The organism is Pseudomonas sp. EL_65y_Pfl2_R96 (assembly GCF_963970905.1).
Taxonomy (GTDB): Bacteria; Pseudomonadota; Gammaproteobacteria; order Pseudomonadales; family Pseudomonadaceae; genus Aquipseudomonas.
Genome location: NZ_CAXAQH010000186.1, coordinates 1 through 561, shown reverse-complemented (window position 1 = coordinate 561; position 561 = coordinate 1). Strand labels below are relative to the sequence as shown.

Genomic DNA, 561 nt, shown 5'->3' with positions numbered 1-561 from the left:
CGCACGATGATAGGCGCCCACATCGTCGCGGGTCGCAGCCCACACGGTCTTGCCGCAGGCATCGAGAAAGCGAAGCCAGACCGCGACGTCATAGGCATAGGCGCGAAGCGAATGCCGTGAGCGGACACCCGACAGCGGTAGGTCGAGAAAGAAGCGATCCAGATCGGGATCGTAGAGCGCGTCGCCGCGCAGGATCAGCGGAACATGCGCATCGAGACCCTTGGCCTCGCGGCGCTCGCAGACAGTAATGATCGACACCAGCGCGAAGCCCTCCCCCCGGACCCCCCACCCGGAAGCTGACCTCACACCGATGCGCTCTATGGCCCGGCTGTTATCAGGCTGGCCTCCGCCAGCTCTTGGGTCAGCGCTACGGCCAGCCTGATAACTGCCTACCGTGGGCGTCCATCGCCGACCCTACTGCAATGTTGGGGACGGCTCAGACTGTCCAGATAAGGCGACGAGTTCCTCGAAACTATAAGCCTTGTCACCGAAGCGCTTGCCGAAGGTGCGCGCCAATCGCTTCGTGCCGCCAGTCCAATGCGTGGTCTCGTGCGCCCGCAC

At 64.0% G+C, this 561-nt stretch carries 2 protein-coding genes; both read right to left on the bottom strand.

All coding sequences use genetic code 11. The features are described 5' to 3' along the window. Positions 1–258 (bottom strand): site-specific integrase (locus AACY49_RS30130; RefSeq protein ID WP_339527888.1); only part of this gene is annotated, 258 nt, incomplete at its 3' end. Between the two features lie 156 nt (positions 259–414). Further along, positions 415–561 carry a zincin-like metallopeptidase domain-containing protein gene (locus AACY49_RS30125; protein ID WP_339527890.1) on the bottom strand — a complete coding sequence of 49 codons (147 nt, stop codon included), beginning with the start codon at positions 559–561 and terminating at the stop codon, positions 415–417.